We start from the raw sequence: 18,037 nt of genomic DNA, 5'->3' as shown, positions 1-18,037 counted from the left end.
TTTTCCAATTAACAGAAATTTAGTAGCTTATTTCATCATAAGAAACTACTTTTGCCTAGATGAAAATTTTAGATAGATACATCCTAAAAACCTTTTTAGTTCCTTTTATAGCTACATTTCTAATCGTGCTTTTTGTTTTGGTGATGCAAGTATTATGGCAAACCTTCGAAAACATTGCAGGTAAAGGAATTAGCTTGCCTTTTATATTAAAATTCTTATACTACTCTACCTTAATTATTACACCACAAGCATTGCCTATTGGAGTTCTTTTATCTTCTATAATGGCATTGGGTACCTTAGGTGAAAACTACGAATTTGCAGCAGCAAAATCTGCAGGTATTTCCTTACAACGTTTGGTTAGACCTTTAGTTTACTTAACTCTAATTCTTAGTGGAATTAACTTTTTATTTTTAAACAATATTTATCCTTATGCGGTTTTAAAGCAGAAGAATTTATATTTAAATATAAAAAAGAAACAACCAGCACTTGCATTAGTCGCAGGAAGTTTTAATAGTGATTTACCTGGTTTTCAAATTAAATTTGATGAAAAATTTGACGAAGAAGGTAAAAACGGAAAAGAAGTAAGTTTATTAAAAAAAGTATTAATCTACGATTTAACAGCTGGAAAAGGGAACCAAAAGGTAATTACCGCAGAAAGAGGTAAGATTATCTCTGAAGAAGGAAGTCGTTATATGACTTTTATTCTTTATGATGGTTATTACTATCAAGAACACGTAAAAACGGCCAAAACGAATTTACAAAGAAAAAAAATGGCGGCATCAAACGCTACCTTTAAAGAATACGAATTTAACATTGATATGTCTTCTGTTACTGGAGATGGTGATTTAAGTAAAACAGATCACACCAAAAACTTTATGATGCTTAGTTTAAATCAATTAGGTGATACAATTCCCGATTTAAAAGCAAGTTATGATGAAGCTTTATTACTAAAATCTAAGAACTTATATGCCACTGTGGTAGCTAAAGATTTATACAAGTATCCAGACTCTTTAAAGTCTGAAAACATTGATATTGATGTATTGGAGAATTTTGATTTAAAATCTAAAATCAATATTCTAAACTCTGCAACCACAAAAACAGAACGTACTTTAAGCTCTATAAAAAACAACCAAACATCTATTAAATACAAAAGAAAAAACTTAAACTTTTTCGACACTGAATATTATAATAGAATTTCATTTTCGTTATCTTGTTTAATTCTCTTTTTTATTGGAGCACCATTAGGTTCAATTATTAGAAAAGGTGGTTTTGGTTTGCCTATGATCTTAGCTATTGCCATATATGTAACCTACTTTTTTAGTAATACTTTTGGTAAAAATTTAGCAGAAGAAAGCACTATAACCTCCTTTTTAGGTTCTTGGGTATCTGCTTTTATAATGGTTCCAATAGGTATTATTTTAACAAGAAGAGCAACAAAAGACAAAGGGATTTTTAATATGGATGCCATAACGCAACCGATTATCAATTTTTTTCAAAAAATATTTTCAAAAAAAGAAGCATAACATATTATGACTGTTCAAGACACTAAAAAAAGTACAGAATTAAATTCAATTTCAGCAGCAATTGAAGACATAAGAAACGGTAAAATTATTATTGTTGTTGATGATGAAAACAGGGAAAATGAAGGTGATTTTTTAGCTGCAGCAGAAAAAGTAACTCCTGAAATGATTAATTTCATGGCAACACATGGTAGAGGCTTAATTTGTGCTCCATTAACAGAAACACGTTGTAAAGAATTAGACTTACACGTTATGGTTAATAACAACACAGATCCAATGGAAACAGCTTTTACTGTTTCTGTAGATTTACGTGGTAAAGGAGTTACCACAGGTATTTCTGCAGGAGACAGAGCTTTAACCATAAAAGCATTGGTAGATAAAGACACTAAATCTTTTGACTTAGCAAGACCAGGACATGTTTTTCCTCTAATAGCTAAAGAAGGTGGTGTTTTAAGAAGAACAGGACATACAGAAGCTGCTATAGATTTTGCTCGTTTAGCAGGGTTACAACCAGCAGGTGTTATTGTTGAGATTATGAACGAAGATGGTACCATGGCTCGTTTACCTCAACTATTAGAAGTTGCTAAAAAGTTTGATATTAAAATTGTTTCTATAGAAGATTTAGTTGCTTACAGAATGGAGCATGATTCTTTAATTGAAATAAAAGAAGATTTTAATTTACAAACAAGATTTGGCGATTTTAGATTAAGAGCATACCAACAAACTACCAACAACCAAGTACATATTGCCTTAACAAAAGGTTCTTGGTCTAAAGACGAACCTATTTTAACAAGAGTAAACTCTACTTTAGTAAATAATGATATTTTAGGTACGTTAACAAACAATGCAGACAAGAAACTAGACCAAATGTTTAGGGTGATAAATGACGAAGGTAAAGGTGCTATTATATTTGTAAATCAACAAAATCAATCTCAGAACCTATTAACCAGATTGGCTGTTTTAAAAGAGAACCAAAAAAACGGAAATATTAAAGCTCCTGCAATTAAAATGGATAACAAAGATTTTGGAATTGGAGCACAAATATTACACGATTTAAACATCCGTCAATTAAAATTAATAACAAATACACAACAAACAAAACGTGTTGGTATGATTGGTTATGGGTTAGAAATTGTAGATTACGTAGGGTACTAATAACCTTATAGCCTATTATAAAAATCAACATTTTTTATTTTGAAATCAAATATCCTCTAGGCGCAACCTAGAGGATATTTGATTTCCATTAAAATAAGTTAAGTGTTAATTAAAGTTAATAAAACATACTACTTGGTATTTTTTATTAACTTTGATTTATGTTACAGAAACAAAAGTCAGAATTTACCAAGGAACTGATTCTTAATGAATCCTTTAAATTATTTTATAAAGACGGTTTTAAAGCAACTAGTGTAGATAAAATAATGGTAAAAACACAGCTTACTAAAGGAGCTTTTTACCACCATTACAAAAACAAAAAAGAATTAGGTCTTGCTGTTATTAAACTAAAAATTCAACAAAGAGTTTATGATGCAATGATTTCTCCACTCTACAATTCGGGTAATGTAATAGAAATATTAAAATCTACTTTTATAGACAGAATTAAATCTTTTCCTATACAAGAAAAGCAATCTGGTTGCCCAATGAATAATTTTATAAATGAACTTGGAGACACCGAGAAAGTCTATCAAATTGCATTAAAAAATATTATTGAAGAATGGAAATCAGCCTTAATTCAGCTAATAGAAAGAGGTAAAAAAGATAATTCTATCAATCAATCTATATCTAATAAATCTACCGCAATCTATTTAATCAGCTCTTTTGAAGGCATCCGAGGAATTCGAAAACTATATGAAAATGACGAAATTATTGATCAATTTATGTTAGGTTTATCAACATACATCAATCATATAAAAGCATGATTTTTTTTCACACAAAAACATACTACATAGTATCTTTATTAAAAAACTAAAAAATGAAACTAAAAAACAAGGTAGTTATTATAACAGGTTCTTCTAAAGGAATAGGAAAAGAGATGGCCTTATTATTTGCAGAAAATAAAGCAAAAGTAATTGTTAATTATTCTAATAGTGAAGAGGAAGCAAACAAGACCGTTCATACCATAATTACAAACGGTGGAGAAGCTATAGCAATAAAAGCAGACATTAGTAAAAGAAAAGAAGTTACGCATCTATTTGACAAAACCATTGAGACTTTCGGTAAAATAGATATTCTTGTAAACAATGCAGGGGTTATGACTTCTAAAAAATTAAAAGACATTACAGAACAAGATTTTGACACCCACTTTAACGTAAATGTAAAAGGCCTCTATAATACTTTACAAGAAGCAGAAAGTAAACTTGCTGATAACGGAAACATCATTAATATTTCTTCTAGTACAGTGAAATTAATGTTACCTACATACTCCATTTATTCTGCAACAAAAGCTGCTGTAGAACAAATAACACGTGTGTTCTCTAAAGAGGTTGGCAGAGGAATATCTGTAAACGCATTAGCTCCTGGACCAACTGAAACAGAATTGTTTTTAACTGGAAAATCTCCTGAATTTATAGAACAATTAAGTGCAATGAACGCTTTTAACAGATTGGCAAAACCAATTGACATTGCTAAAGTTGCTCTATTTTTAGCGAGTGATGAATCTAAATGGATTTCCGGTCAGATTATAGGCGCAAACGACGCTATGGTATAGCATTTAAAATTTGATTAATCCCCCACTTTTTAATTCTATTGGCTGCTTATTTTGTTCAAACAAACGGGCAGTCAATTTACCTCTTAAAAAGATATCATCATTATTAACTTCTAACCAACTTCCTTCTCGTAGACCTAAAACTGCAGTTTCATTAAAAACATGAAACTCTTTTATACGTGTTTCTCTTGTTTCTCCCATGTGAGTAGAACCTTCAATAGGATCTAAATAATGCGCATTTATATTAAAAGGAATACAACCTAAAGTTGTAAAACTAGGTGGATACACAATTGGCATATCATTGGTATTCTTCATGTTTACACCACAAATGTTACTTCCGGCACTTGTACCAAGATAAGGTGTACCTTTGGCAATTACTTCTTTTAAAATTGATAAAATATCGTTTTTATATAATTGATTGACCAACTCAAAAGTATTTCCTCCTCCAGTAAAAATAGCTTCAGAAGTCCCAATTGCTTCTTTAGCATTGTCAAACTCATGGATTCCTTTTACATCGATATTAATATTTGAAAAAGCTTTTTTTACAATTGCAGTATAACCATCATAAGTAATTCCACTAGGTCTTGCATACGGAATAAATACAATTTGTTTAACTCCTTTAAAATGTAATTGTAAAGTGGGTAATAAATATTCTAAATAGCTACTTCCGTGTACAGTTGATGTACTTGCAATAATCATTTTTTTCATACTTCAAAAATAACAATTTATCCCTTCTTTTTAACACAAGTTTACAATTCTCTTAATAGAGTTTTAAGACACCTACCTCTTTACTTTGTAATAATGTCAAAAGCGATTACTTTTCTTGCCTTTTTTATAAGTTTTCTATCCTTAGAAGCTCAAGAAAAAAGAACTAACCTAACTGGTAAAACTGTTTTAGATAGTTTGTCTGTTCCAGATGTTCATATCATTAACCAAAATACAAGTGTTGGTACGATTACCAATACCAAAGGTTTTTTTGAAATACCAGTTAAAAAAGGTGATACTTTATATTACTCTCATTTAAAATATATAGACAAGCATATTGTTATTACAGACAAAATGCTTTTAACTAAAAAAATAAGCATTCCATTAGAAGAAGAAACAGTTGTTTTAAAAGAAATGGTATTAGAGAAACAACGTAGTATTTTTTACCAAGATCCAGAAATACTGCCTAATAATGGTATCGTCGTAGACGCAACATCCTTAAATTTACCTTATGCTAATGTAAAAGCAAAGGAAGATAAATCTATCGTAAAATTTCAATCTGGAGCCTCTGTTAATTTAGACAATTTAATAAATATATTAAACGGAAATGCAAAAAGGGAAAAGCAACTAAAGGAAATGGCTTTAGAAGATACGGAACTTAAAAAAGTAAGAGACTATTTTACGGATGACTTTTTTATCACAGACTTAAAAATTGAAAAAATCTATATCAATCAGTTTTTAAATGACTGTATTGATAAAAATATCATTCGAGTATTTAAGAGAGAAAATAAATTAGATGTGCTTCAGTTATTAATGAGAGAAAGTAAACTATTTCCTAAACGAATAGTTGAGGAAGAACTTTATTTAACAAACCAATAACCTTATTGAATGGAAAAAAAACTACTTACTATTTTCTTATTTATCATAACACTCCCCTCTTTGTCTCAAAATAATGGGACTTTAATTTCTAGTAGAGTTTTAGATTCTCTTGGCATTGTAAAAAACGCCAATATTATCAATCTAAATACCAATCAAGGTACATTTTCTTCTGATTCAGGTAAGTTTGAGATCTATGCTTCAAAAGGAGACACTTTAAGGGTTTCATCGATACAACACATCACACAAAAAATAAAGATTACCAAAGAAATTATAGCACATAAAGCACTTATTGTTGTTCTAAAACCCAATACCTATGTTTTAGATGAGTTCGAATTAAAAAGACATAATTTAGTTGGTAAGTTAGCCGTAGACGTTAAAAACATACCAACTGATGAAAAATTTGCGTTGTTAAAAAGTAACATGGATTTTTCTAACGTAGATTTTTCTATAAAAGACCATAGGATTGATGCAAATGACATAGCAAAATCTAAAGTAGTAAATACGGTTGCTAATTCTTATTCAGGAATTGATGCAGCAGGACTAATAGGTGGACTTTTTTCTTCTAAAAAATTCGAAAAATCAAGATTACTTGATGAAAAGTTAGACCGTAAAAAAGCATTTGGAAACAAAATATTATTAGAACTTGGTGAAGATTTTTTCTTTGAAAAATTAAAAATCCCTAAGGAAAAGTATTATCATTTTTTAGATTATTGTGATTATTTAGATCTCGATAAAATATATAACGAAAATAAAGTTTTAAAACTTATAGAAATATTTCAAAAAGAAAGTATCCCCTATTTAGAAATCATAAAAGAAGAATAAAACAGGCGTGGATGGAAAAAAATTTACTTCAATTTTTATTGTTTTTTATAACATATACCACTTTATCACAAGAAAGGCAAACCTTAATTTCTGGTAAAGTTGTAGACTCTTTAGGTACTGTCAAAAACGTGAACATCATCAACCTAAAGACTAATAAAGGTACTTTTTCTTCGGATGATGGACTGTTTAGAATCTATGTTAAAGAAGGAGATTCTTTACAAATTTCGTCTGTACAGCACATTACCAGAAAACTTAGAATAAGCAAAGAAATTATCAATAATAAATTTATTACCATTAGATTGGGAACAAATACGTTTGTTTTAGATGAATTCGAATTAAAAAAACATCATTTAATAGGAAGATTAGGAGTCGATATAAAAGAAGTACCAACAGATAGAAAAGATTCTTTGTTACAAAAAACCTTAGATTTTTCTAAAGTCGATTTTAAACTAGTAGACACAAGAATTGATGCGAACATAAGAATGAAACCTCCAATTGTTAGCACGGTTGCAAATTCGTTTGGAGGTGGCGGCGGCAGCGCTTCAATTCCTTTTAAATACAAAGACCTAATATTACGTAAAGAGTTAAACCGAAAAAAAGAAGTTCCGGATAAAATACTATCAGAACTTGGAGAACAATTCTTCTTTGAGGAATTAGAGATTCCAAAAGACAATTATTTTCACTTTTTAGAATACTGCAACCCTTTAGGTATTGAAGATCTTCATAAAGAAGGAAAGGTTTTAGAACTCATAAAAATATTTCAGAAAGAAAGTGTGCAATATTTAAAAATCATAAAAAAAGAGTAAATTGGCAAAATAATCGTTTTAAATCCAGCATGAATACTAAAAAAACTATTTTACTTTTATTTTTAATTCCCCTTCTCTCCTTCTCTACTCACAAATATTATCTGAGCCTAACTCAAATTGAATATAGAAGCGAATTGCAAGCTGTTCAAATAACCATGAATGTCTTTATGGATGATATTGAACTCGCCATAAACAAAGACTACAATATCGACTTGCAACTAACCACCAAGAAAGAATTAAAAAACAATGATATTTATTTTATAAAATATCTAAACGAAAAACTGCAATTAAAAATTGATGATGTTCCTAGAGCATTTAATTACATCGGTAAAGAATATGATGGTGATTTGGTTTATTTTTATCTAGAAATAGAAGATATTAAACAACTAGAAAAAATAGAAATCATCAATAAGGTTTTAACAAAGCACTTTCCAGAACAACAAAATTTAATCAAATCTAAAATTGGCAAAAAACACAAAAGTATCTTGTTAAGTGCTAAAAATGATAAAGGTTTGTTAAAATTTTAACTCTTTTTAACTTTTTCTCCTACTAATCCTTAATTTGTAGGCAAATTAAACTCAGGCATATATGAAAAAAATCACATTACTCTTATTGAGCATTTTTTTTATGGGGACAACTACGTTTTCCCAAGAAAAAATAACAAAACAAGGTCATACCAACCAAAATAAATTTAAACAACTTAAAGATGAATTAGCAACTCCTAATAGTCAAAGAACTGCTTCTGGTGCTCCTGGTGTAAATTACACGCAGCAAAAAGTAGATTATGTAATGGATATTGTTTTAGATGATGAAAATGAAAAAATAATAGGTAATGAGACCATTACGTATCATAACAACTCTAAAGATGAATTGGCATATTTATGGGTACAATTAGATCAAAATGTAAGAGCTAAAGATTCTAAATCACCAGATATTCAGTCTAGTAAAATTACTAAAAGCATCTCTAAAAGTAAGTTTGAAAGTACTTATAACTCAGAACCTTTTGATGGTGGCTTTAGTGTTACTAGTGTAACCAATACCAATGGTAGCAAATTATCGCATACCATTAACCAAACCATGATGCGCATTAATTTACCAAAACCGTTGGCTTCTGGAGAAGTTTTTTCTTTTAATATTAGCTGGTGGTACAACATCAACAACCATAGAACTCAAGGTGGTAGATCTGGTTTTGAGCACTTTACAGAAAATGATAATAACAATTATGTAATTGCTCAGTTTTACCCAAGATTGTGCGTGTATGACAATGTAGAAGGTTGGCAAAATGATCAGTTTTGGGGAAGAAGTGAATTTGCTTTAGAATTTGGAGATTTTACCGTAAACATTACAACCCCTAAAGACCACATGTTAGGTGCAACTGGTGTTTTACAAAACGAAAGTGATGTTTTTACAAAAACAGAATTAAAAAGATTTGCTAAGGCAAAACAAACATTTGACAAGCCTGTTGTGATTCGTACACAAAAGGAAGCTACTAAAATAGAAAAGAGCAAATCTAAAGAGACTAAGACTTGGAAATTTGTTGCTAAAAATGTACGTGATTATGCTTTTGCAAGTTCTAGAAAATTTATTTGGGATGCAATGGCAGTAGATATTAATGGTAAAACGGTAATGGCACATTCTTTATATTCTAAAGAAGCAAACCCATTATACGGAGACCATTCTACAAAAGCAGTAGCACAAACATTAAAAACTTATTCTAAATACACATTTGACTATCCGTATCACAAAGCAATTTCTGTAGACGGACAAATGGGAATGGAATATCCACAAATTTGTTTCAATCCTGGTAGACCAGATTTAGCTGATGGAGGGTATTCTGACAGAGTAAAATACAGAATGATAAAAGTAACCATACATGAAGTTGGACATAACTTTTTTCCGATGATTGTAAATTCTGATGAAAGACAATGGACTTGGATGGACGAAGGTTTAAATTCTTATATGGAAATGTTAGCAGAATTAGCATACGACAAAGATTTTCCTGTTGTAAGAGGGTATCCTAAAAATATTGTAAAATATATGGCTGGAGATCAATCTAAAATTGCACCTATTATGTCTAAAGGAGATAACGTTTATGAATTTGGTAACAATGCCTATGGTAAACCAGCAACTGCGTTATGGATTTTAAGAGAAACTATTATGGGGCACGAATTATTTGATCATGCTTTTAAAACCTATTCTCAAAGATGGATGTTTAAACACCCAACACCTGCAGATTTTTTTAGAACTATGGAAGATGCATCTGCTATGGATTTAGACTGGTTTTGGAGAGGTTGGTTTTACACTACCGATGTAACAGATATTGGAATTAAAGGTGTAAAAAAATACCATACAAAAGCAAATGATGATCAAGTAGATTTTATTGAAGACACCACTGAAGGTTTAGGTTTTGGCAGTGCAAAAAGCAAAAATTCTAAATTTCATTACGAAATTACGTACAACAAACCAGGTGGATTGGTAATGCCAATTATAGTACAATTTACATATACAGACGGAAGCATGGAGAGAAAAGTATATCCTGCTCAAATCTGGAGGCTTAATGATCAAGAAATAACCAAAGTATTTTCTTCTGATAAAGAAATCTCTAAAATTACTATAGATCCAGATTTAGAAACAGCAGATGTAGATACCACTAACAATAGCTGGCCAAAAGAGAGTAATAATAAATTCGACAAATTTAAAAGCAAAATAAAAGGATAACAAAAGCTCAATAATTAAAGCGATATGACAACATATCGCTTTTTTTTATAAAAATTTGTTAAAGTTTTAACTTTTTTTAACAAATAACCAACAATATTCATAGTTTAGCTCACTTTAAATTCAAATAACTCAAATGAAAAAACTCACTTTATTCGTACTTTCTTTATTCTTTGTTGCTGCAGGTACTTTTGCACAAGAAAAAAAAGAAGAAAGTAAAGCCCAACAAGGGCACACAGATCAAAACAAGTTTAGACAACTAAAAGATGTTTTAGCAACACCAAATGACCAACATACTGCTTCTGGGGCACCAGGTAGTCAATATAGCCAACAAAAAGTTGATTATGTTATGGATATTCGTTTAGACGAAAGCACCAACAAAGTCTATGGAGATGAAAAGATTACGTACCACAACAACTCTAAAGATCAATTAGAGTATTTATGGGTACAGTTAGATCAGAACATGAGAGCAGATGATTCTAAAACTCCTTTAACACAATCTACAGGTGCAACTCCTTTTATAACTCCAGAAAATTTCAAAAAAGATTTTATGAAGGAAGGTAAAGGTTTTGGTTTTAATATTGAGAAAGTAGAAAGTGATGGTAAACCTTTATCTCATTTTATAAACAGCACAATGATGCGTATTAATTTACCAAAACCATTGGCTTCTGGTGATACTTTTAAATTTAGTATTAAATGGAATTATAAAATCAACGATATCAATAAAGACGGAGGACGTTCTGGTTTAGAAACTTTTCCTGACGGCAACAACAACTATACAATTGCACAATTCTTTCCAAGATTAGCAGTGTATAACAATGTAGAAGGATGGCAAAATATGCAATTCTGGGGTCGTAGTGAATTTGCTTTAGAATTCGGAGATTACGAAGTAAACATAACAGTACCAGCAGATCACATTGTTGACGCAACAGGTGAGTTACAGAACGAAAAAAATGTTTTAACGAAGACACAACGTAATCGTTGGGAAAAAGCAAGAAAAACTTTTGATAACCCAGTGATGATTGTTACTCAAGCTGAAGCTGAAGAAGCAGAAAAAGGACGTGCTACAAATACAAAAACATGGAAATTTAAAGCAGAAAAGGTAAGAGACTTTGCATTTGCAACCTCTAGAAAATATATTTGGGATGCAATGGCTACCAATATAAACGGTAAAACAGTAATGGCTGTTTCTTTATATCCTAAAGAAGGAAACCCTTTATGGGAAGAGCACTCTACAAGAGCTGTTGCACACACATTAATTGAATACTCTAAATTAACATTCGATTACCCATATTCTAAAGCAATTTCTGTACACTCAGAAAGACAAGGAATGGAATACCCAATGATCTGTTTCAACTTTGGACGTCCAAATCCTGATGGAACCTATTCTGATAGAACTAAAAAAGGAATGATAGGTGTAATTGTTCACGAAGTAGGGCATAACTTTTTTCCGATGATTGTCAATTCTGATGAAAGACAATGGACATGGATGGATGAAGGCTTAAACTCTTTTGTAGAAATATTAGCTGAGTTTACCTATGATTATGATTTATTTTCAAAAAATCCTGCTAAAGAAATTACAAGATATATGGGAGGAGACCAAAGTAGCATCTCTCCTATTATGTCTCAAGGAGATTACGTAAAACAATTTGGACCTAACGCATATACAAAGCCAGCAGCTGCATTATATATCTTACGTACCTCTATTATGGGGCCAGAATTATTTGATCATGCATTTAGAACCTATTCACAAAGATGGATGTTTAAACACCCTACACCTTCAGACTTCTTTAGAACAATGGAAGATGCTTCTGCTATGGATTTAGATTGGTTTTGGAGAGGTTGGTTTTACACTACAGATGTAACTGATATAGGTATTAAAGAAGTAAAACCTTTATACTTAACAGACAAACCTAATGAAAGAGTTAACAAATTAAAAGAGCAATACAAGCAATATTTTGATGGCTTAGGAGATTTAGTATACATTACAGATAAAAAAGAAGATGCCAATGCAAAAGCAATGGATACATACGCTAAAGGTAAAGAAGTACCTTCTTATATTTATGCTGTAGAATTTGAAAAACCAGGAGGTTTGGTAATGCCAATAATTGTAGGATTAACATATGAAGATGGTACTACAGAAAAACAAACATTTCCTGCACAAATTTGGATGAAAAATGATACAAGTGTTAAAAGAGTTTTTTCTTCTACACAAGAAATAACAAACATAACGGTAGATCCAGATTTTGAAACTGCAGATGTAGATACTTCTAACAACAGTTGGCCAAAGAAAGTAACCAATGAATTTGATAAATTTAAAAATAAAGTAAAAGAATAATTTATTTTTTTTAGAATATGCTAAAAGCCTCACGTTTGTGAGGCTTTTTTATTTTGATAAACTTATAGGTTTTGTATTGTACTTAAAAATAGTATTAACTTTTATTAAGTCTTGTCAGTTTAAATTAATCATAATTTTACCGTGTTTTCACTCTTAAAAAACAACTAACTCCTAAACAAAGTAAAAGTATAATTTGTCCTGATTTATAAAGGTGATTCACTATTTTTAGCAATAAATTAGGAGTTATGCTAAGGATCTTTTAAGTTAAATTTTTAACTTAGCTACTCTTATAAAATAACAATACAAACTAAATATAGAATCTATATGAAAATTAATAATATATTAGAAAGCATCGGTAACACACCCGTTGTACGATTAGCTAAATTATTTCCAAATGCAAATGTTTGGATGAAACTAGAAAAAGCAAATCCAGGAGGAAGTATTAAGGATAGAATTGCATTAGCTATGATTGAAGATGCAGAAAACAAAAACTTAATTAATAAAGATACAGAAATTATAGAACCAACCTCTGGTAACACTGGTATTGGTTTAGCAATGGTTGCTGCTGTAAAAAACCTAAAACTTACCTTGGTAATGCCAGAGTCTATGTCCGTAGAAAGACGTGCTTTAATGAAAGCTTACGGAGCAAACCTTGTCCTTACACCTAAAGAATTAGGTTTAGGAGGTACGATTACAAAAGCAAAAGAAATGGTTGCAGAGAATAAAAATGCGTGGATGCCTTCTCAGTTTACAAATCCTGCAAATCCAGAAATACACCATAAAACCACTGCTCAAGAAGTAGTAAACGACTTTCCTGAAGGTTTAGATTATTTAATTACAGGGGTTGGAACTGGTGGACATATTACAGGTATGGCAGAAGTTTTAAAAGAAAAATTTCCAGGCATAAAAGTATTGGCAGTAGAACCTACAGGATCTTCTATTATTTCTGGCGGAGAACCAGGGCCTCACAAATTACAAGGAATAGGACCAGGTTTCTTCCCTGAAACTTTCAATAAAAATATAATTGATGGTGCAGTTAAAATAACAAATGAAGAAGCATTTGCAGAAGTTAGAAGCATTGCAAAAACAGAAGGAATTTTAGTAGGTATTTCTACAGGAGCCTCTTTGGCAGCTGTTAGAAAACAGTTAGCAACCTTAAAAGGTGAAGAAGTTATATTAACTATGAATTATGATACAGGAGAACGTTACCTATCTGTAGAAGGTTTGCTTACAGCAAAATACCCCATATAGTAGTTTAATACAAAAGCCTCACAAATTGTGAGGCTTTTTTTGTCAATCTAAATTTATTTCAGATTTTTATAAAATAAAATTAGATTGGTTTATTTAAAAAATGAATCTACATATTCATGCTTATTAAACACTTGTAGATCATTTATACCTTCTCCTACTCCAATATATTTTACAGGTATTTTAAATTGATCTGAAATACCAATTACAACTCCTCCTTTTGCTGTACCATCTAATTTAGTAACTGCTAAAGAAGTAACTTCTGTAGCCAACGTAAATTGCTTTGCTTGTTCAAAAGCATTCTGACCAGTAGAACCATCTAAAACTAATAATACATCATGTGGAGAATCTGCTACCACTTTTTGCATAACACGTTTTATCTTGGTCAACTCATTCATTAAATTTATCTTATTGTGTAAACGACCAGCGGTATCTATAATTACCACATCTGCATCTTGATTTACTGCAGATTTTAAAGTATCATAAGCTACAGAAGCAGGATCTGATCCCATTTCTTGACGTACAATAGGTACATCTGTTCTATCTGCCCAAACCTGTAATTGATCTATAGCTGCAGCTCTAAAAGTATCTGCTGCACCTAAAACAACTTTTAATCCTTGTTTTTTAAACTGACTCGCTAACTTACCTATAGTGGTTGTTTTACCAACTCCATTTACACCAACAACCATCAAGACATAAGGCATTTTATTACCGTCTTTATCTTTAGGAATTTCTGGAATAACAAATTCTGTTTCGTTACCAACATTCGTTTCAGAAAGTAAACCTGCAATTTCTTCTCTAAGAATTCTATTTAGTTCATCTGTACCAACATATTTATCTTTAGCAACTCTTTCTTCTATTCTCTCAATAATCTTAAGAGTTGTACCTACACCAACATCAGATGCTACAAGTACTTCTTCTAGATTATCTAAAACAGCATCATCTACTTTAGATTTACCAGCAACCGCTTTGGTTAATTTACCAAAGAAACTTTCTTTAGACTTTTCTAATCCCTTGTCTAAGGTTTCTTTTTTTTCTTTTGAAAATATTTTTTTAAAAAAACTCATTTTTATCTTTTATACTATAATAGCAATACGTTAAAAAACGTGCCATTTGTTGGGTTTGGTCATATTGTCACTAAAAAAGATTGCGTTAGCGATTGAAATGGCATCCTTTTCTTATAAATATAAATTATTTAAATTTAAAGATTATCATTAAAACCACAAATTTTTCTTAACCATAACAGTCTAAGAAAAGATACAATGTAAAGCGCGACCTTTTTAGGAAACGCCCAAAAATACGTAATTATAAGACACAAAAAAAACTACCTTCTAAATTAGAAAGTAGTTTTATATATTTTTATGTAGTAATTACTACTTTTTTGCTAAAAAAGCATCTACTTTAGAAGGATCTAAAATACTTTCTACGAAAGTATAAGCTCCAGATTTTGGAGATTTTACCATTTTGATAGCTTTACTTAATCTTTTTGAAGATGTTTGTAACGATGCTACTGTTTTCTTTGCCATTGTCTAAGTTTTTAATCTATGTGCTCTATTCTGAGTTCTAGATAGTTTAATTATTTAATTTCTTTGTGAACAGTCATTTTCTTTAAGATAGGATTGAATTTTTTAATTTCCATTCTATCAGGAGTGTTCTTTTTGTTCTTTGTTGTAATATATCTAGATGTACCTGCTTTACCAGAAGCTTTGTGCTCTGTGCATTCTAAAATTACCTGAACTCTGTTACCTTTTTTTGCCATTTGTATAAAATTTTAAATCGCTTGAGCGCTTATTTAGTTAAAAATCCGTTAGCTCTCGCGTCTTTTATAACTGAAGAAATTCCTTTCTTGTTAATATTTTTTAATGCAGAAGCAGAAATTTTTAATGTTATCCATTTATCTTCTTCTGGGATATAAAAACGCTTGGTCATTAGATTAGCGTCAAACTTTCTCTTAGTTCTATTTAAAGCATGAGATACATTGTTCCCAACCATTGCTTTTTTACCTGTTAATTCACAAACTCTAGACATCTTTTCGACAGTATTTATAGTGTTATCTCTAAACGAGGTGCAAATATACACTTAATTCTAATTCTGAACAAAACAATTTTAATTATTTTTTAAGAATTTCTTTATTTGCTATTTCTAAAGCCTTACTTACCGTTCTATTAATTACTTTTTCTCTTGGCTGGCCAAAGTTAAATTCTTGCACCAACTCTGTAGTATCCGATATAAAAGCAATATACACAATACCTACACTTTTGTCTGTATTATCTGCACTTGGTCCTGCATTACCAGTAACTGCAATTGCATAATTTGTCTGTAATTTAGCCTTCACTCCTCTTGCCATTTCTAAAGCTACTTCTTTACTAACAACGCTATATTTATCAATCGTTTCTGCGGAAACACCTAATAAATTAATTTTTGTTTCTGCAGAATACGTTACAAAACTACCTTTATAATAGTCCGATGAACCTGCAACAGACACTAAATTTGCGGCAATTTGACCTCCGGTTAAGCTTTCTGCAGTAGAAATTGTTTCATTATTTCTTTTTAACAACGCTCCTACTCTTTTTTCTAAAGAACTATCATCATCTAAACCAGTAATAATTTCTGGTATTAGTTTATAAATTTCAGCTACTTTATCATTCAGTTCTTTTTCTAAAATTTCTTTGTGAGCGCCTTTGGCGGATAAACGCAATCGAACTTTACCAAATGATGGTAAATACGCTAACTTAATATAAGTTGGTAAATTGTTTTCGAAATCTTCTATTCTTTCTGCAATCATGCTTTCTCCTTGTCCATAGGTCATAATTGTCTTATGAATAATGAAAGGTAATTTAAACTGCTTTTGAATTTTTGGCAATACCTCATTGGTAATTAAACCTTTCATTTCATACGGAACTCCAGGAAGTGACACAAAGACAGTCTCGTTTTCATAAAACCACATTCCGGGTGCTGTACCAAAAACATTCTTTAATAAGGTAGCTTTGGATGGCAATTGCGCTTGATACCTTTGCACATCATTAAAAGGATGATTTACTTTTATAAACATCTCTTTAATTTGCGCAATTACTTCTGGATATTCTATTAATTGATGATCATTAAAATATTCTGCAATTGTTTTTTTAGTGATATCATCTTTTGTTGGACCTAAACCGCCAGTAATAATAACAATATCTACTCTTTTTTGTGCTTCCTTTAAAGCATTAAGAATATGTTGTCTATCATCTTGAATAGAAGTTATCTGATAAACTGAAACTCCGATTTTATTTAATTCTTGACCAATAAATTGTGAATTGGTATCTACAATTTGTCCGATGAGAATTTCATCTCCTATTGTAATAATTTCTGCCTGCATTATGCGCCTATTTCATTTATATTTTGATAATCTAAATTTTTATTCTTTAATCTTTTTCGTAAAAAAACAAAAAGGAAATATGAAAGAATAACACTCAATAAGATCGATAAATTTCTATTAGACTCAAAATCTTGCTGAAGTTTAAAACCTGTAAAAAAACCATAAATAAGTAAATAAATAATTCGGATTGCAAGAGAGACAAAAAAACCTATACAAAAGTAAAAGATATTATTTTTTTGAAACCTTTTAGCCAAATACATAAAACAAATTCCAACAAATATTGATGCTATTATTTGTATTGTAAAATTTATCAACCTATTTCACTCTAATATTAAAAGCTTCTTTTCCTTCAATAACTCCTTTTAAATTGTCATTCTCTACAACTTTACCAACTCCTGCTGGTGTTCCTGTAAAAATAATATCTCCTTTTTTTAAGGTGAAGTATTGAGAAACATAAGAAATTAGTTCATCCGTTTTCCACAACATTGCATTTGTGTTTCCGTCCTGAACAATTTCATTGTTCTTAAACAATTGAAATTTTAAGTTCTCTAAATCAAATTCTTCCTTCGGATAAAATTCTCCTACAACAGCACTTCCGTCAAAAGCTTTTGCTTTCTCCCAAGGCAAACCTTTTTCCTTGCATTTTGCCTGAACATCTCTTGCTGTAAAATCGATTCCTAAACCAATTTCATCATAATATTTATGAGCAAACTTTGCATCAATATGTTTACCAACTTTATTTATTTTCACCAAAACCTCTACTTCATAATGAACATCATTAGAAAAAGGAGGTATGAAAAATGGATTTTTTCTTGGTAAAATAGCAGAATCCGGCTTTAAAAAAACAACAGGGTTTTCTGGTCTTTCGTTTGCTAATTCTTCGATATGTTTTGCGTAATTGCGCCCAATACAGATTATTTTCATTTATATACGTTGAAAATTAAA

18 protein-coding genes are annotated in these 18,037 nt (G+C 30.6%); 11 read left to right on the top strand and 7 right to left on the bottom strand.

Annotated features, from left to right (window positions below; all coding sequences use genetic code 11):
* Nucleotides 1-59 precede the first annotated feature (59 nt).
* From WG945_RS16095 to WG945_RS16080, 4 genes are all read left to right on the top strand, one after another.
* Nucleotides 60-1,523 (top strand): LptF/LptG family permease, encoded by a 1,464-nt coding sequence (locus WG945_RS16095; RefSeq protein ID WP_068449928.1) that lies wholly within the window; start codon nucleotides 60-62, stop codon nucleotides 1,521-1,523.
* 6 nt (nucleotides 1,524-1,529) lie between these two features.
* The gene (gene ribB, locus WG945_RS16090) at nucleotides 1,530-2,675 is read left to right on the top strand and encodes a 3,4-dihydroxy-2-butanone-4-phosphate synthase (RefSeq protein WP_068449927.1); all 1,146 of its coding nucleotides are present in this window, start codon (nucleotides 1,530-1,532) and stop codon (nucleotides 2,673-2,675) included.
* Nucleotides 2,676-2,833: 158 nt separating this feature from the next.
* Nucleotides 2,834-3,436, top strand: a complete 603-nt coding sequence (locus tag WG945_RS16085; RefSeq protein ID WP_068449926.1) for a TetR/AcrR family transcriptional regulator — start codon at nucleotides 2,834-2,836, stop codon at nucleotides 3,434-3,436.
* A 53-nt stretch (nucleotides 3,437-3,489) separates the two neighbouring features.
* Nucleotides 3,490-4,224, top strand: coding sequence for an SDR family oxidoreductase (locus tag WG945_RS16080; RefSeq protein ID WP_068449925.1), 735 nt, complete (start codon nucleotides 3,490-3,492; stop codon nucleotides 4,222-4,224).
* 3 nt (nucleotides 4,225-4,227) lie between these two features.
* On the opposite strand, the gene pepE is transcribed toward WG945_RS16080, so the two are convergent.
* Nucleotides 4,228-4,929 carry a dipeptidase PepE gene (gene pepE / locus WG945_RS16075; RefSeq protein ID WP_068449924.1) on the bottom strand — a complete coding sequence of 234 codons (702 nt, stop codon included), beginning with the start codon at nucleotides 4,927-4,929 and terminating at the stop codon, nucleotides 4,228-4,230.
* Between the two features lie 93 nt (nucleotides 4,930-5,022).
* Here pepE and WG945_RS16070 point away from each other — a divergent pair, with 93 nt between their 5' ends.
* The 7 genes from WG945_RS16070 (at nucleotide 5,023) to cysK (ending at nucleotide 13,737) form a co-directional block, all read left to right on the top strand.
* Entirely contained in the window at nucleotides 5,023-5,805 is a 783-nt protein-coding gene (locus WG945_RS16070) for a carboxypeptidase-like regulatory domain-containing protein (RefSeq protein ID WP_068449923.1), read from the top strand.
* A 9-nt stretch (nucleotides 5,806-5,814) separates the two neighbouring features.
* Entirely contained in the window at nucleotides 5,815-6,627 is an 813-nt protein-coding gene (locus WG945_RS16065) for a hypothetical protein (RefSeq protein ID WP_068449922.1), read from the top strand.
* An 11-nt stretch (nucleotides 6,628-6,638) separates the two neighbouring features.
* The gene (locus WG945_RS16060; RefSeq protein ID WP_068449921.1) at nucleotides 6,639-7,433 is read left to right on the top strand and encodes a hypothetical protein; all 795 of its coding nucleotides are present in this window, start codon (nucleotides 6,639-6,641) and stop codon (nucleotides 7,431-7,433) included.
* Nucleotides 7,434-7,462: 29 nt separating this feature from the next.
* Nucleotides 7,463-7,960: a DUF6702 family protein gene (locus tag WG945_RS16055; RefSeq protein ID WP_068449920.1), complete on the top strand. Its 498-nt coding sequence runs from the start codon at nucleotides 7,463-7,465 to the stop codon at nucleotides 7,958-7,960.
* A gap of 61 nt (nucleotides 7,961-8,021) precedes the next feature.
* Nucleotides 8,022-10,151: a M1 family metallopeptidase gene (locus tag WG945_RS16050; protein ID WP_068449919.1), complete on the top strand. Its 2,130-nt coding sequence runs from the start codon at nucleotides 8,022-8,024 to the stop codon at nucleotides 10,149-10,151.
* Between the two features lie 133 nt (nucleotides 10,152-10,284).
* Complete coding sequence (locus tag WG945_RS16045) at nucleotides 10,285-12,486, top strand: M1 family metallopeptidase (RefSeq protein ID WP_068449918.1); 2,202 nt, start codon at nucleotides 10,285-10,287, stop codon at nucleotides 12,484-12,486.
* A gap of 324 nt (nucleotides 12,487-12,810) precedes the next feature.
* Nucleotides 12,811-13,737 (top strand): cysteine synthase A, encoded by a 927-nt coding sequence (gene cysK / locus WG945_RS16040; protein ID WP_068449917.1) that lies wholly within the window; start codon nucleotides 12,811-12,813, stop codon nucleotides 13,735-13,737.
* Between the two features lie 89 nt (nucleotides 13,738-13,826).
* Here the strand turns inward: cysK and ftsY are convergent, their stop codons facing one another.
* The 6 genes from ftsY to WG945_RS16010 form a co-directional block, all read right to left on the bottom strand.
* On the bottom strand, nucleotides 13,827-14,801 hold the full coding sequence (gene ftsY, locus WG945_RS16035) for a signal recognition particle-docking protein FtsY (protein WP_068449916.1): 975 nt from the start codon (nucleotides 14,799-14,801) through the stop codon (nucleotides 13,827-13,829).
* Nucleotides 14,802-15,107: 306 nt separating this feature from the next.
* Nucleotides 15,108-15,260 (bottom strand): DUF4295 domain-containing protein, encoded by a 153-nt coding sequence (locus tag WG945_RS16030; protein ID WP_082864237.1) that lies wholly within the window; start codon nucleotides 15,258-15,260, stop codon nucleotides 15,108-15,110.
* Between the two features lie 50 nt (nucleotides 15,261-15,310).
* Entirely contained in the window at nucleotides 15,311-15,493 is a 183-nt protein-coding gene (gene rpmG, locus WG945_RS16025; protein ID WP_068449915.1) for a 50S ribosomal protein L33, read from the bottom strand.
* Nucleotides 15,494-15,522: 29 nt separating this feature from the next.
* Nucleotides 15,523-15,762, bottom strand: coding sequence for a 50S ribosomal protein L28 (gene rpmB / locus WG945_RS16020; protein WP_068449914.1), 240 nt, complete (start codon nucleotides 15,760-15,762; stop codon nucleotides 15,523-15,525).
* Nucleotides 15,763-15,844: 82 nt separating this feature from the next.
* Nucleotides 15,845-17,092 (bottom strand): competence/damage-inducible protein A, encoded by a 1,248-nt coding sequence (locus WG945_RS16015; RefSeq protein WP_068449913.1) that lies wholly within the window; start codon nucleotides 17,090-17,092, stop codon nucleotides 15,845-15,847.
* Between the two features lie 315 nt (nucleotides 17,093-17,407).
* Nucleotides 17,408-18,016 carry a fumarylacetoacetate hydrolase family protein gene (locus WG945_RS16010; RefSeq protein WP_068449911.1) on the bottom strand — a complete coding sequence of 203 codons (609 nt, stop codon included), beginning with the start codon at nucleotides 18,014-18,016 and terminating at the stop codon, nucleotides 17,408-17,410.
* Nucleotides 18,017-18,037 lie beyond the last annotated feature (21 nt).

This window comes from Polaribacter atrinae, assembly GCF_038023995.1.
GTDB classification, from domain to species: domain Bacteria; phylum Bacteroidota; class Bacteroidia; order Flavobacteriales; family Flavobacteriaceae; genus Polaribacter; species Polaribacter atrinae.
The sequence above is the reverse complement of the archived record's forward strand: the minus strand, read 5'-3'. Positions and strand labels throughout refer to the sequence as shown.

Coding starts and splice junctions, on each gene's coding strand:
- WG945_RS16030 (WP_082864237.1), bottom strand. CDS start 15,260: ATGGCAAAGAAAACAGTAGCATCGTTACAAACATCTTCAAAAAGATTA.
- WG945_RS16015 (WP_068449913.1), bottom strand. CDS start 17,092: ATGCAGGCAGAAATTATTACAATAGGAGATGAAATTCTCATCGGACAA.
- WG945_RS16080 (WP_068449925.1), top strand. CDS start 3,490: ATGAAACTAAAAAACAAGGTAGTTATTATAACAGGTTCTTCTAAAGGA.
- WG945_RS16085 (WP_068449926.1), top strand. CDS start 2,834: ATGTTACAGAAACAAAAGTCAGAATTTACCAAGGAACTGATTCTTAAT.
- WG945_RS16010 (WP_068449911.1), bottom strand. CDS start 18,016: ATGAAAATAATCTGTATTGGGCGCAATTACGCAAAACATATCGAAGAA.
- cysK (WP_068449917.1), top strand. CDS start 12,811: ATGAAAATTAATAATATATTAGAAAGCATCGGTAACACACCCGTTGTA.
- rpmG (WP_068449915.1), bottom strand. CDS start 15,493: ATGGCAAAAAAAGGTAACAGAGTTCAGGTAATTTTAGAATGCACAGAG.
- WG945_RS16055 (WP_068449920.1), top strand. CDS start 7,463: ATGAATACTAAAAAAACTATTTTACTTTTATTTTTAATTCCCCTTCTC.
- WG945_RS16045 (WP_068449918.1), top strand. CDS start 10,285: ATGAAAAAACTCACTTTATTCGTACTTTCTTTATTCTTTGTTGCTGCA.
- rpmB (WP_068449914.1), bottom strand. CDS start 15,762: ATGTCTAGAGTTTGTGAATTAACAGGTAAAAAAGCAATGGTTGGGAAC.
- WG945_RS16050 (WP_068449919.1), top strand. CDS start 8,022: ATGAAAAAAATCACATTACTCTTATTGAGCATTTTTTTTATGGGGACA.
- pepE (WP_068449924.1), bottom strand. CDS start 4,929: ATGAAAAAAATGATTATTGCAAGTACATCAACTGTACACGGAAGTAGC.
- WG945_RS16060 (WP_068449921.1), top strand. CDS start 6,639: ATGGAAAAAAATTTACTTCAATTTTTATTGTTTTTTATAACATATACC.
- WG945_RS16070 (WP_068449923.1), top strand. CDS start 5,023: ATGTCAAAAGCGATTACTTTTCTTGCCTTTTTTATAAGTTTTCTATCC.
- WG945_RS16065 (WP_068449922.1), top strand. CDS start 5,815: ATGGAAAAAAAACTACTTACTATTTTCTTATTTATCATAACACTCCCC.
- ftsY (WP_068449916.1), bottom strand. CDS start 14,801: ATGAGTTTTTTTAAAAAAATATTTTCAAAAGAAAAAAAAGAAACCTTA.
- WG945_RS16095 (WP_068449928.1), top strand. CDS start 60: ATGAAAATTTTAGATAGATACATCCTAAAAACCTTTTTAGTTCCTTTT.
- ribB (WP_068449927.1), top strand. CDS start 1,530: ATGACTGTTCAAGACACTAAAAAAAGTACAGAATTAAATTCAATTTCA.